Genomic DNA, 13,354 nt, shown 5'->3' with positions numbered 1-13,354 from the left:
GCCCCGCAACCGGCGAGACTCCGACCGACAATTCGATGCCCAACACAACACGCAACGAAGGACTGCTCGCCGACGCACCGGCAGGCACGCAATTCGGCGTATGGATAGGGCGACCGAACGGCGATGCACTCTACACCCACCATGCGGACGCGGTGATGCCAACCGCCAGTTCGATCAAGGCTGCGCTACTGATCGAACTGTTCGCAATGCACGAGGAACAGCTCGACACACCGCCCGAAGGCGTGTCGGAGATCTTCACCGCACGCGAGCATCCGGCTTTCGTGCATTACAGCAAGCGCGATCGACAAGAGTCCGAAGAGTTGCTCACCAAGATGAGCGTCGAACAACTCGGCAGGCAGATGATCCGTGTCGGGGAGAATCCGAATCGCGTTTACAACGGCGCAGCCAACGTCGTGATCGCAATGCTCGGCGGGCCCACCCAGGCGACCGCCCGGGTTCACGAACGCGACGATCGTTTCGCCGGTCACACTGTGAATCGCTACATGCTGGCCGACCGCAACGTCACCGGCGACAACACGGCCACCCCCGAGTCGCTTGCCGCGGTACACTCCGCGCTCGCTCGACGCGAGATTAAAGGCCTGCAACCTGAGACAATCGAGCGCATCCGCAACGTCTTGCTGCTGGACAAGGACAGATCGGGCACGAGCCACTACTTCAAGGGCGGTTCGCTCGGGTCCGATCCCGTAACCTACGTCCGCGCCGGCTGGTGGGAAGGCAAGCGGCCCACGGTGGTGTACGCCGTGATGGGCGCTGCCATTCCGGATAGCAACGAGACGGTCGACGCTGAGACGCTCAATACGTATGTCACCAAACTGGAAGGTCGAATCCGGCAGCAATTTTTCGAAGAGTGACGGGCGAACTCAGGCAATGGGGGTGAGTCGCCATTGCTATGAATAGATCAGATGCGGCTCGACGCGCTCCCGCCAGTCGGGCACGGCGGTCAGCGTTTCCACTCTCTGTCGCAAGTCGGCACTGCGGTCTGCGAGCATCGCCGCCACGCCCTGGCGGCCTACCAGCAACTCGAAATGGCAATCGCCTTGAGGGTTGGCGGCCGTTGGATAGCGGTGCCAATGAAACTCGCCACGCGAGTGCTGCATCGCACAGGCTAACAGCAACAGCCCCATCGCAACCGGGCGGAGGGCTTGGGCGTCGACCACTTTCAGCCGCACACCCTCACAGCACTGCCCCTCGTGAGGCGGCACCACTGGCGTGAACTGCACTGGCTGGCTCTCTACACCCGGCAAGCCTAGCGAGGCAAAAGCTGTATTCAGCTTCTCAGCATCGAGCCATGGAGCACCGATCTGCTCGAACGGGTGCGCAGTGCCCCGCCCCACGCTGAGATTCGTCGCCTCGAACAGACAAACTCCGGGATAGAACAACGCACTCGTGTAGCGTGGCATAGCGGGCGACGTCGGTACAAACGGCACGCCGGACGCCGGTTGATGATCCGCTCGATTCCACCCGACTGCCGGCACCACCTTCAGATCCACATCGAGGTGTTGCTCGTCATTCCATAGGCAGGCGAGTTCGCCCATCGTGATTGAATGCCGAATCGGCATCGCGTATCGTCCCAGGAAGCTGGCGCAGGTGCCGACATCGAGCATCGGCCCTTCCGCCGCGGCCAGGTCGCCGCCGATCGGATTGGGTCGGTCCAATACCCACACCGGCAGACCGGCCTGGCCACATGCCTCGAGCATGTGCGACATGCTCCAGATGAACGTATAGAACCGCGCACCGATGTCGGGCAGATCGACCAACACTCCGTCGAGACCATCCAACATGGCCGGTTCGGGGCGCATCCGCTCGCCGTACAGACTCACCACCTCCAGTCCAGTCACCGGGTCAACGCCATCGGGCACGCTCGCCCCGTCCGCCGCCGTGGCGGCAATGCCGTGCTCGGGAGAGAAGAGCCTCACCAACCGCACTCCGGCGTCCAGCAGAGCTCGACGACTCAACTTGTGCGGAGCGCCGGCCGCTCGGGCGGCGTCGTTGGTCAACAAGCCGTATCGCCCGCCCGCGGGTGGCGAGGCGTGTCCACTGACAACCTCATCGATACCGTAACCAACGCGTGGAGAACTCATAAGCTTGGTGGGGCGTTATGGCAACGCTTCGTTCACGAGTGACTCGACCGCGGGCTTGATCACCGCTGCCGCGTCGTCCCTGCCATGCACTTGCCGCAGCACCAGCGTGCCTTCGACCAGGGCCGTGTACCTGTCGGCGAACGATTCCGGGTCGTCGGCACCGGCCGCAGCGGCCAGATCTCGAAAGAAGTCGCGGTTCTTTCGTTTGTGCTGGGCCGCCACGGTGTGGACAGGGTCGTGGGGGTTGGGGAACTCCGCTGCCGCGTTGATAAACTGGCAGCCGCGAAAGTCGGGCGCGTTGAACCACACGTCGAGCACATCGAAGAAAGCCAATAGCTGCTCCTTCGGGTCGTCGCCGGCCATCGTTCGGACCGCATTGGTCCAAGCCTGCATCTCCCACTCGTCCCGCTGCTGGATCGCGGCGACCACTAGATCGTCCTTGCTCTCAAAGTGCTTGTAGAAGGTGGTCTTGGTCACTCCGGCCGCGGTCAGAATCTGATCCACCCCCACGGCCTGGAAGCCATGGCTGTAAAACAGCTCGATAGCAACATGCACCAGCCGTCCCCGCCCGGTTGCCGGTGGCTCGGGTAGCCCAAACAGTTCAGCGACCGGTTTGTGCTTGGTATTGTAGACCATGACGCCATTGTAGCTGTTCGGATCGAGGGTGCACTCCAAGTACACCCAGGGGTTACTTCGAGTTCACTGTAAATTGACGGTATTCGGACGATACTTTCTAGCAGTTCACACCGCAAGCCACACCAGGTGGTCCCCCTCACTAACGCACTCCCAACAAGAAAAGGACCTGTTCTATGTCCACGCCCGCCCAACAAGAAAACACAAACGGCATCGACGTCGCCGCGCTGAAGCAGACGATCGCCGCCATCGAAGAGAATCCCGCTGCCGGCCTGACGCGTTGGACGGTTCGCAGCCGCTGGCAAGGAGGCACCCGATCCGATCACTATGTCGACGGAGTCGACATCGGTGGCCAAAAAGTGGATCGGAAGTTTCAGATTGAAATCGACGAACCTTGCGAGCTATGCGGCACCAACCAACATGCCAACCCGCAGGAGTACCTGCTGGCGGCCACCAACGCCTGCATGATGGTCGGCTACGCCACCGTGGCGGCTGTGATGGGCGTGAAGCTTACCAAGCTGGAGCTGGAAATCACGGGCGACATCGACCTGCGAGGTTTCCTGGATATCGACGCTAGTGTGGCACGCGGCTACGAGCGACTGCACTACACCGTGCACCTGGCCGGCGATGGCACCCAGGAGCAATTCGAAAAAATGCACGAAGTCGTGCAGCGCACCAGCCCCAACTACTACAACATTGCCAATCCAGTGGAGCTGACAAGCGATCTGGTAGTGGAGTAGCGGCCCCGGCTACGCGAGGCCCTCGGCTCGAGTCATCGGGCCGAGGGCCACTCTTATCGGCTTGCACCATTTGCCGTCTTACTTCCCCAAGCTACAACACGCCGCCACGGGTACGGACGAATCCACAGGCCAACTGACGAGCCCGCCCGCACAGGGCTCGCGGACGAATGCTCGCCAGACAAGTGGCCAACTCAGGGGTCCAATGCGGTTCCAGGGGCAAATGCTCAGCAAGCGGAGTAGCGGGCAGTAGCCCACGAGCACCATGGCCGTCGTGCCGACGAGCGGAATCCAGTAGATCCAGTTCATCCCCGGCAACATGCCACACAAGAGCAGTGCCAGGTAGGCCACCCGAACCTGCACCGGGTACGGTCGCACCCGCTTGAGGCGGTGCAGGAAATAGCCTACCGCCACGACGCACAAGCCAATCGCGGCCGGTAGCGCCCATGAGTAGCCGGTCAGGTGCAGTGCGAGCAGCGGCACCGTCGCTGCCCAATGCCACCAGCTGGGATCTTTCAGTACGCTGAAGTCGAAGCGAGACTCAAGCACGGGACCCCTCCGGGCTGGCGGGCAGCGCTGCATGGACACTGCTTTCGAGTGCGTTCGCAGTGCGCCGCTTCCAGAGCGGCACAAACATCGGCACTCTTCGCCGGTACTCTTCGTACTGCCTTCCAAAGTGCGCAACCAAGTCTCGTTCCTCGACTACTGCCGCCAGCCCCATGTAGATCGTCAGCACGCCCGCAAACAACAGATGACCAACCGTCATCGTGGGCGTGGCCCAGAAGGCGATCGCCCAACCGATATACAGCGGATGGCGAACATGCTTGTAGGCCAGTGGCTCGCGGAATGGCAAGGAAGTGTAATTCTGTCGTTTCCAGTGCAGCCAAACTTGCCGCGTGCCAAACAGGTCGAAGTGGTTGATCAGTAGCGATACCGCCGGAATCAGCAGCCAGCCGATGGCGAACAGCGTCCACAGGGCGCCCCTCAACCAGGGCGAATGGACGTCCCACACCACGGTGTCGATGGTCCGCCACTGCCACATCAACACCATCGTCACCAGGCACGACAAGAGCACGTAGGTGCTCCGTTCGATGGGCTCCGGCACCAGGCGGGTCCAGACCCTCTTGAACGCGGGCCGGGCCATGATGGAGTGCTGCGCGGCAAACAGCACCATCAGCAGCAGGTTAATCGCCACGGCCACGCCCACCGGCCCTGCGGGGGCCGAATCGAGGGTCTTCGGCACCCACAGGTCGCCGACAAAGCCGGCCATGTAGGCAAAAGTGCCGAGAAACAACAAGTGGCACGCCACACCATAAACCATGTAAACCGCCCGTTTCATGAGATTTCCTCCCAAAATGCCTGATTAGTACCCGGTCGTTCGGGGAGCAAACCACCGAAAACCGCCCTGGTCTCTGTAAAGCGATTATCGCTCGACTAAAAGCTCACGAAAGTTGACTTCTGGTACACTTGAGGGTGGACTCCAAGTACACCCGGCCAGGGCAACTTCTCACACGATGAGCATTCCTACTCGCCAACGGCTTGTCGAAGCAGCGGTTCGCCGCTTTTACCGCGACGGTTTTCGCAGTGTCGGCATCGACCAGGTGCTCGCCGACGTCGGAATCAGCAAGACGGCGTTCTACAAGCACTTCGACAGCAAGGAAGACCTGATGCTGGCGGCGCTCGAGATGCAGAACGCCTGGCTGCAAGACACCTTCGTCACGATGATTCGCGAGCGTGGCGGCGATTCCCCGATCGACCAACTGCATGCGGTGCTCGATGTGGTCGATTACATCATTGCCTCGGACGATTTCCAGGGCTGCATCTTCGTAAACGCCGCGATGGAGTTTCCACTGCCCCACGAACCAGCCCACGTCGCGGCGGCGGAAAACAAGAAGGCGATTGAAGAACTGTTGCACACACTGGCTGTGGAAGCGGCGGCCGACAACCCGCGCGAGCTGGCCCAGGAGTTGTGCCTGATCATGGAGGGCACCTACGTAACGCGGCACGTGACCGGTAACGAGCGAACCATCGACATCGCGCGGCGTCTCGCCAACCTGTTGATCGAGGCGCACTGCCAACAATCTGGCACGGCAAACGATTGACCAGGTCCTTCAGCGTCGATCGGCCGACCGTACCCGCTGTTCGCAACCTGGACTGGAACATTCCCAACAAGGCCCCCAATTTGACCTTCCCTCACCATCCCGTCACGACGAACGAAGAGAGCGTTTCGGTTTTGGGGTCACGCGCCGCGACTTCGGACGACGATCGACTCGAGATCGAGTTCACCACCATGGGCGGCTACGGAGTCTATCAGCGCTACTCAACAACAAATGCCTCGTCCGTCGACGACATCGTCGCCGTGTTCAAGTCGTACTACAAAAAGGCGGACGACTGGCGAGAGCAGCTGGAGTGGGAAGAGCACTGATCCAGATCCTGGTCTGCCAGTCAGACGCACTAACTTCCGAAAGGTACCAACCATGCCCACCATACGAGAGATTGCCGGCCTGTCCGACACTCCAGCAAAGCTCGGCGAGTCAGCCTTGATTATGATCGACTGCCAAAACACCTACCGCGAAGGCGTGATGCAGCTGGTGGGCGTGGAGCAGGCGCTCGAGCAGGCCAGCGGGTTGCTCGAGCGGGCGCGAAAAGCCGGCATTCCCATCTTTCATATCCAGCACGACGCAGGCGTGGGCTCGCCCTACGACCTGACGGCGACGAATGGACAAATTGCGGATGTGGTGGCACCCGCTGGATCGGAGCCGGTGATTGTGAAGAACTTTCCCGATTCGTTTGCCTCGACGGATCTCCACGAGCAACTACAGGCCATGGGGTGCAAGAATCTCATCCTGGCCGGCTTTATGAGTCACATGTGCGTCAGCTCGACCGCGCGGGGCGGGTTCGATCGTGGTTACGCAGTAAGCGTCGTGGAAAACACCACCGCTACGCGCGACCTGCCCGATGGCCATGGCGGTACCATCTCGGCCGCCGAAGTGCAACGCGCCAGCCTTCGCGGGCTGGCCGACCTGGTGGCGATTGTGGTGGACGACGCAGAAGCGATCCCGGAATGAGTGCCGGCGGTTGCTTGGAGCGCATGCTCACCCTGCTCCGGCCCACCACTTGGCCAGCGTTATCCACAGGCCCACCAGGGCGAACACCGTGATGCTGGCCGCGCTGGCCAGGAGGGCCGAGTCGTACCAGGGAGTCGACTCTACCACGCGATGCGGCGTGAGAAACCGGAAGCACATGGCCGCGTGCACTACCATCAGCAAGATAGCGCTGGTGGCCACACCGCCTAGCAGCACCATATTCACCGCGTTGGGATAGATGGTGTAGACGCCCGCCCACAAAACAGGAAACAACCACGCCAGCACAAACACCAACCGGCCTCGTGTCGCGGGCCGGCGGAAGTCGAGCCCCAAGGGCCCGCAGATCGCGTCGCCGCAGATACGCGTCCAGGCGGCCAGGGCCGAGAACAGCGTGCTAAACAGCACGACAAAGGCCCCTGCCAGGAACAACCACCGCGCCCACTCGCCCAGCGTGTGCGTGTACATGGTGGCCAGCGTCTCCACGAGCTCGTCCCCTTCGGGCACGCGGTCCTGGACGTGCAGAACCGCCGCGCCGAGCACAAAGAAGGCCATGGTGACCACCGTGTAGGCAATCATCGACAAGAACGCGTCGAGATACATCACGCGAATCCATCCCCGAGCACGGGCCCGCCACTGGTCGGTACCGTCGTACGGGCCGGTGTAAGCGGCGTAACCTTTCTCCAACAGCCAATAGGTGTAGCTCATAATCTCATCGCCACCTACGCCGGTGAGTCCGAATGCCCCGAACACCAACAGCATGTCGCCCGGCAGTTGGAAGGTTAGCCCACTCGCCAGGTCACCCATCGATACGGCGTACTCGGTCCACTGCAGGGCTGCTACCGAGCTGAGCGTCAGCAGGCTGAACAGCGACAACAGCACCAGCGAGGTCCGCTCAATCAGTCCATAACGCTCCAGCGACACGAGTACCGCGACCACGGCGCCAGCCGTCCAGCACCACGCCACAGCGCTCGTTCCGGGAAACACCAGCACCAGTACCATCGCCACGCCGCCAAGAATGCCACCAACCTGCAGGATCTTGACGGGCCACAACAACAGCCACAGCCAAACCATCCACCCGGTGCCGCGCGCCCTAGGGCCCGGCAGCTGGCTGATTGCCTCCATGGCCGTCGTTCCGTGGGCGATGGTGTAGCGGCCAAACTCCAGTTGCAGGGCCACCTTCACCACGCAGGAGAGCAGGATGATCCACAGGGCAATAAACCCGGCCCGGGCCCCCAGCACCGTGGTGGCGATCAACTCGCCCGAGCCAACAATCGAAGCGGAGAGCACGAAACCCGGCCCCACATACCCCAGGCTCTCCCACCAAGAGGTCGGTGGCTCCCGCACCATATTTGGATCAAGCGAATAGGGATCGTCGCGAACAGTGGGCGCCATTGGCAAAATGTCCTCGAAGTGGGAAGGAAGAGTAAGGCTCACTATAGCAGAGCGGGCGGGGCAACGGGGACATGGGTCCCGCCAACACCGCGACCAATACTACCCGATGGCGGTGCAGCCAATGAACCACAGCGATGGGGCAACGCTAGAGTCGAGCATGCGGATGCGAACGCGGAACAAGCAAGCTATAATTGGCCGGTTGGGAGACGCCGCTTTGTTTGGCCAAATAGAAACATGACTAAGCTCGCGTGTTGGATTGCGTTTGTCGGTGCCTGCCTGGCGTGGGCAATTGAGTCCGAGGCTCAACCCACTCGACCGAACATCCTGCTGATCTACGTGGATGATCTCGGGTACGAAGGGCTGGGGTGCTACGGAGGGCTCGACTTTTCGACGCCAAACATCGATCGCATGGCGGCCGAAGGAACGCGTTTCTCCCGAGCATATGCCAGCGGCGTATGCACACCGTCGCGAGTGAGCATGCTCACGGGGCTCTACAGCGCCCGGCACTTGCAAACGGGCGTTCTGCCGGTTCACCAGGGCACGACGCGGCAGGTCGACTTCCAGAAAATGCCGACCTACGCACAGCGACTACGCGACCAGGGTTACCGCACGGCGGTTTCCGGCAAGTGGCAACTCGCCACGCTGGAACTGCACCCGCGGCATCCGCACTACGCGGGTTTTGATTCCTGGTGCCTATGGCAAATCTGGCGAACAGATTCGGAGTCCGGCCAGGGCCATAAAACCACCCGTTATTGGAATCCGACCTTCAACCAGGATGGTGAGCTCCGCGACGACATCGCCGAACGCTTCGGGCCAGATGTGCTCGTCGACTACGTGGTCCAGCAAATGAGCGAAGCCACCGCAGCGGGCGAACCCTTCCTCCTTGTGCACAACGAGTTGATGCCACACTATCCGATGGTCGAGACGCCTGAGGACCGTGCTGCCTCGCCCCCTCGGCCAGCAAACCTGGTGAACATGGTCAGCTACATGGATGGCCTCGTGCACCGACTATTGTCAGCCATCGATGAATTGGGAATACGAGAGAACACGTACGTCGTGTTCATGGCCGACAATGGCACGGAAGAACGCTTCTTCGAGAATCCCCTGTCCGGCCAAACCGACGAACTGCTCCACACCCGACACACAACTGCGGGAAGGGTAAATGGCGGAAAGCACACCGTGGTCGACGCCGGCACGCATGTACCTTTGATCTGGTGGGGACCCGATTCGATTCCCAAGGGAGCCGTCTGCGACGACTTGGTCGACGTGGTGGACCTGTTCCCCACCTTCTGCGAACTAGCCGGGGTAGAACTGACCGATCAAAGTAGCAGGGACGGCAATTCCATCGCTCCGCAAGTACACGGGAAGCCCGGAGCTTCGCACGCCTACACGTACGGCGCGTCCGGTGAAAAGGCCGCCGTGTTCGACGGCCAGTGGCGCTTGAAGAAGTCGGGGCAGTTGCTCGACGCCCGCGCCCTGCCCCGCGAGACCCCCGCCCAGCAGGACGATCCCGAAGCGAGCGCAGCCCGCGTGCGGCTGCAGCAGATCATGCACTCGCTCGAAAGCGCCAGAACGAACTAGAGCGGTGGCGGGGGCTGTCCAAACCTCGTGGTGGAAACGGCTACTGAGCTTGGTTTCCTGGGGTGTGGCCTATTGTACAACCGTGTCGCGAGCGCCGACTTACAATGAGCCAGGCGTGTAGGAGCTCAAAAATTCAGCAAACTCAGGATCGCCTTCTGTCGACTGGCTGACGCTAACCGGTTGGGCGTTTCCTATAGCGATCTGCTCGTCTCGCTGCTGGCGCGCGTACTCCTTGATCTCGATGGCCTCGGACTTGTAGACCTCTGAGATACGTTCGACCTCGGCGGCATCCTGCATCGCTTCTTTGAAGCGACCTTGTTCCAGGTTGAGTCGCGCACGGTCGAGGTAATCCTTACCGAGCCTGCGAACCAGCGGCCAGGGAACCACAACGCCAAGCACCGCTCCCGCTGCCAGAGACAGCGGCCAATAGCTCGCTGCGTCTCCTCCATTGGAGTGCAGAACCAGCGCAATCGCGACACCAATCACCGCCCCCATCGCAAACAAGGCGCCTGCGACCTTCGCATCGGAGTCGTGCGGCAACCTTCTTTCGGGAGGCAAGTGTGAGACGTTTTCCTGATTGCCAGTTAGTTCTCCTGCTTTGCAGAGGGCAAGCAGCCACGTAGAAGCTAGCCCTGCCGCGAGAGCGTGCATACAGAGAGCATCGATTGGAATGCCGGGAACAGCGTTTCCAGCTGCTAAGATCTCCGGAACCGAAACGAGACAGCTTGGCAATTCAGTCCACATGATTGGCGGTCCTTTGTTTGTCAGTAGCAACAACAGCAGCACCGAGTCGCTAAAGTTTAGCTCTTCTGGAATTTGACGCGGACCTCCGAATAGAAAGCCACCCAAGTGTACCACCCACCCAAGCCGCAATACCCGCACAGGAAGCCTCAACACTGCCACTGGAACCACCCACGCTACCTCTGCTGAAGAGACAAGAACCATCTGCAAGACATCGGCTGCAGGAGTCTGGCGCGAGCGACCTACCTACTTGTCAAAAAGTAGTTCTTGAGACGCCTGTCGCAGTTGGTCTAATGCATAAGTGGCAATACGTACACCTCCATCGTGAGGTGGTGGCTGCGTGGGCAATGAGCGGGGCATCGTCAACATAGGAGCTGGCGGCGTTAGCCGCAGGTAGGGAGACGATTTAGCCGACGAGCGCTTCCTGGACGGAAACGGGGTTTTGATCGTTTTGGGGAGCGTGGGGTTCCAAAACCCTCTGGGTTTTGACGCACCTGGAAACGCGCAAGTTGTTTGCAAGTATCAAGTTACAACATTCGAGGTGAGGCCGACCCCCTGGAGTTTTGGAACGTGAAATCGATATCCCCCAAAAGCGGCCCAAAACCTTCAAAACGTCCAAGGGCGAGTCGCCATCTGCTAGCATGAAGGCCACAGAAGGTACAGATAGTAGCCGGGAAGCGAAAATTCGGTTTTGACACACTCGCGGGCCCTTACTATGCTTCGCACCCCGCCCGGCAAACCGCTTGCCAGTACGAACATCCATTGTGCGCCACGTCTTCCGCTCGGTTCGACCCGACCAGTTCGGCAGACAGTAATTTCGGTATTTCGCTATGTATTCGAACCGAGTGTTGATCGTTGACCAGTCCGCCGAATCGCGTGAGGTGCTCTGTGCCCTGCTCGCGCGAAGTGGCACTTCGTCCATCGAGGCTTCGCGGGCAGCCGAAGCGGTGACGCTGGCCGAGCAGTTGCGGCCGCAGTTGATCGTGCTGGATGCGGACAGCGATTCGAGCGTCGAACGGCAGGCGCTGCGGGAATTGACCGCGACGGCGCGCCGCACGAACACCCCAATCGTTCTTCTCGGCAAAATAACCGGGGCAGAAATTGCTTTTGACCCCTCAGAGCTGCTAGCAAAACCCTACCACTACGGCCAACTGATCCGTAGAATTGAGAGCGTTTTGGAGCAACGTCGGGCCGCGGCCGCATAGCTGTGGACGAGTCGGGCGGTGCTTTCAGCAGTTACGCCCACTATTCTCGTCCACCCACGGTTACTGTGCCGAGTCTGTTTGTTATCCAAGGCCGCGATCAGGGGTCGCGTTTCGACCTCGAGGGGCCCGTCGTATCGATCGGCCGGGTGGGCGACAACGCCATCCAGCTGCACGACACCGAAGTATCACGTATGCACGCCGTGCTGGAGCAGGAAGGCGACACCTATCGCTTCCGCGACCGCAACAGCTCGAACGGCAGCTTCATCAACGGCCGACGGGTGCAGGACCATGTGCTGGCCAGCGGCGATCAGATCCAATTGGGCCGCACCCTGGTGCTGTACACCGGCACGCCGCAGGAGCAACCCGACCTGTCGGACGAGATCAGCATCATCCCCTCGGGGGCGAAGGAAGATGAATCGCGCATCCTACACGCGGTAACGCAGAGCGATTCGAGCGACATCCTGGTCGCCCCGACCGACGACCAGGCCAGCCCCTGGCTCGCTCGGGCGCGAAGCAATCTGCAGATCATGTATCGCACGGCACTGGCCGTGAGCCACACGCTGGACATCGACGAACTGCTGGCGCGGATCATGGAGATGATCTTCGAGTGGGTCGACGCCGACCGTGGCTGCATCATGCTGAAAGACGAACGCAACGGGCACCTGGCCCCACGCGTGCGTCGCCACCGGCGAGGCGTGCAGACCGAAGACAAAATCACGATCAGCAAGACGATCCTCGACTACGTGGTCGAACGTAACGAGGGTGTGCTGACCAGTAACGCTCGCGACGACCAGCGTTGGGACCCCGCCCAGAGTATCGTGAAGCTGGGCGTGCGGGAAGCGATCTGCGTGCCGATGCAAGGTCGGTACGACGTGGTAGGCGTGATCTACATCGACACGTCGCTTACGCCGCAGCGGATGCTGCAAGAGCGAACCACCACGAAGTTCACGCAGGAGCACTTGAAATTGATGGTGGCCATCGCCCACCAGGCGGCTTTGGCAGTGGAAGACACTGGCTACTACAAAGCCATGGTTCAGGCCGAACGCCTGGCAGCCGTGGGGCAGACGATCGCCTCGCTGTCGCACCATATCAAGAACATCTTGCAGGGCGTTCGCGGAGGAAGCTACTTGATAGAGCTCGCCATGCAGGACCAGGCCAAGGCCCTGGAGAGCGGCGAACAGGATCCCGAAACCCTGTTCCGCGCCATGGACACCATGCAGAAAGGCTGGAAGATTGTCGAGCGCAATCAGCAGCGTATTTCCGGCCTGGTGATGGACATGTTGACTTTCAGCAAGGAACGCGAACCCGAACCGGTGCCCGCCGACCTGAATGAGGTGGTGTCCGACGTGGTGGAACTGATGCAGACACGCGCCGGGGAACTTGGCACCAAGCTGCAGTTCAAACCGGGCAAGGACATTCCCACGTCAATGTTCGATCCCGAGGCCATTCACCGCGCTGTGCTGAACGTAGTGACGAACGCCATCGATGCCTGCGAAGACTGCCAACGTCGCGAGGTGCACGTGCGGACCCACCTGGAAGATGCCGGCAAGCTGGCCATTGTCGAGGTGCAAGACACCGGTGTCGGCATCGAGACCAAAGACATCGAAAACATCTTTACCGTGTTCGTCAGCGGCAAAGGCAGCCGCGGCACCGGCCTGGGCCTGCCCGTCAGCCAGAAAATCATGCAGGAGCATGGCGGCAACATCCGTGTGGAAAGCGCCCCCGGCAAGGGCAGCAAGTTCCTGATGGAACTGCCCGTGCAAAAGGTGCCAGCCGCTGATCAGCGTGCGCACTCCGAAGTGGTGGACGAAGAGCCGGACGACGACGGCTCGGACAGTCACATCCAGCGCCAGACCTTAGCGCCCGGCATGTAGGGC

14 protein-coding genes are annotated in these 13,354 nt (G+C 60.9%); 8 read left to right on the top strand and 6 right to left on the bottom strand.

What is annotated here, in order from left to right:
- The first annotated feature begins 35 nt into the window (after nt 1-35).
- A complete protein-coding gene (locus NG895_RS11230) occupies nt 36-872 on the top strand; it encodes a serine hydrolase (protein WP_252852580.1) in 837 nt (278 codons plus the stop codon).
- 36 nt (nt 873-908) lie between these two features.
- Here NG895_RS11230 and NG895_RS11225 read toward each other — a convergent pair whose 3' ends face one another.
- Both NG895_RS11225 and NG895_RS11220 read right to left on the bottom strand, forming a co-directional pair.
- Nucleotides 909-2,102 (bottom strand): exo-beta-N-acetylmuramidase NamZ family protein, encoded by a 1,194-nt coding sequence (locus tag NG895_RS11225; protein ID WP_252852579.1) that lies wholly within the window; start codon nt 2,100-2,102, stop codon nt 909-911.
- Between the two features lie 15 nt (nt 2,103-2,117).
- Nucleotides 2,118-2,738 (bottom strand): TetR/AcrR family transcriptional regulator, encoded by a 621-nt coding sequence (locus NG895_RS11220; protein ID WP_252852577.1) that lies wholly within the window; start codon nt 2,736-2,738, stop codon nt 2,118-2,120.
- 173 nt (nt 2,739-2,911) lie between these two features.
- Between NG895_RS11220 and NG895_RS11215 the strand changes: the two genes are divergently transcribed.
- On the top strand, nt 2,912-3,475 hold the full coding sequence (locus NG895_RS11215; RefSeq protein WP_252852576.1) for an OsmC family protein: 564 nt from the start codon (nt 2,912-2,914) through the stop codon (nt 3,473-3,475).
- Nucleotides 3,476-3,553: 78 nt separating this feature from the next.
- Here the strand turns inward: NG895_RS11215 and NG895_RS11210 are convergent, their stop codons facing one another.
- Together NG895_RS11210 and mddA are read right to left on the bottom strand one after the other, a co-directional pair.
- Complete coding sequence (locus NG895_RS11210; RefSeq protein WP_252852575.1) at nt 3,554-4,021, bottom strand: hypothetical protein; 468 nt, start codon at nt 4,019-4,021, stop codon at nt 3,554-3,556.
- The gene (gene mddA, locus NG895_RS11205; RefSeq protein ID WP_252852574.1) at nt 4,014-4,811 is read right to left on the bottom strand and encodes a methanethiol S-methyltransferase; all 798 of its coding nucleotides are present in this window, start codon (nt 4,809-4,811) and stop codon (nt 4,014-4,016) included. Before mddA ends, NG895_RS11210 begins: the two co-directional genes overlap by 8 nt.
- Before the next feature lie 175 nt (nt 4,812-4,986).
- Between mddA and NG895_RS11200 the strand changes: the two genes are divergently transcribed.
- Genes NG895_RS11200 through NG895_RS11190 form a run of 3 tightly spaced genes read left to right on the top strand, consistent with a single transcriptional unit; the run spans nt 4,987 to nt 6,540 of the window.
- On the top strand, nt 4,987-5,574 hold the full coding sequence (locus NG895_RS11200) for a TetR/AcrR family transcriptional regulator (RefSeq protein ID WP_252852573.1): 588 nt from the start codon (nt 4,987-4,989) through the stop codon (nt 5,572-5,574).
- Nucleotides 5,571-5,897: a hypothetical protein gene (locus NG895_RS11195; RefSeq protein WP_252852572.1), complete on the top strand. Its 327-nt coding sequence runs from the start codon at nt 5,571-5,573 to the stop codon at nt 5,895-5,897. The genes NG895_RS11200 and NG895_RS11195 overlap by 4 nt, the downstream gene beginning before the upstream one ends.
- Before the next feature lie 52 nt (nt 5,898-5,949).
- Nucleotides 5,950-6,540: a cysteine hydrolase family protein gene (locus NG895_RS11190; protein WP_252852571.1), complete on the top strand. Its 591-nt coding sequence runs from the start codon at nt 5,950-5,952 to the stop codon at nt 6,538-6,540.
- A gap of 27 nt (nt 6,541-6,567) precedes the next feature.
- Here NG895_RS11190 and NG895_RS11185 read toward each other — a convergent pair whose 3' ends face one another.
- Nucleotides 6,568-7,950 carry an Nramp family divalent metal transporter gene (locus NG895_RS11185; protein WP_252852570.1) on the bottom strand — a complete coding sequence of 461 codons (1,383 nt, stop codon included), beginning with the start codon at nt 7,948-7,950 and terminating at the stop codon, nt 6,568-6,570.
- Between the two features lie 234 nt (nt 7,951-8,184).
- Here NG895_RS11185 and NG895_RS11180 point away from each other — a divergent pair, with 234 nt between their 5' ends.
- Nucleotides 8,185-9,531: a sulfatase-like hydrolase/transferase gene (locus NG895_RS11180; RefSeq protein WP_252852569.1), complete on the top strand. Its 1,347-nt coding sequence runs from the start codon at nt 8,185-8,187 to the stop codon at nt 9,529-9,531.
- Between the two features lie 99 nt (nt 9,532-9,630).
- Here NG895_RS11180 and NG895_RS11175 read toward each other — a convergent pair whose 3' ends face one another.
- On the bottom strand, nt 9,631-10,071 hold the full coding sequence (locus NG895_RS11175; protein ID WP_252852568.1) for a ZIP family metal transporter: 441 nt from the start codon (nt 10,069-10,071) through the stop codon (nt 9,631-9,633).
- Nucleotides 10,072-11,117: 1,046 nt separating this feature from the next.
- Here NG895_RS11175 and NG895_RS11170 point away from each other — a divergent pair.
- Nucleotides 11,118-11,477, top strand: a complete 360-nt coding sequence (locus tag NG895_RS11170) for a response regulator (RefSeq protein WP_252852567.1) — start codon at nt 11,118-11,120, stop codon at nt 11,475-11,477.
- A 65-nt stretch (nt 11,478-11,542) separates the two neighbouring features.
- On the top strand, nt 11,543-13,351 hold the full coding sequence (locus NG895_RS11165; protein ID WP_252852566.1) for an ATP-binding protein: 1,809 nt from the start codon (nt 11,543-11,545) through the stop codon (nt 13,349-13,351).
- The last annotated feature ends 3 nt before the right edge of the window (nt 13,352-13,354 follow it).

It is taken from the genome of Aeoliella straminimaris (assembly GCF_024054565.1).
GTDB classification, from domain to species: Bacteria; Planctomycetota; Planctomycetia; order Pirellulales; family Lacipirellulaceae; genus Aeoliella; species Aeoliella straminimaris.
This window is presented reverse-complemented; position numbering and strand designations above follow the sequence as displayed.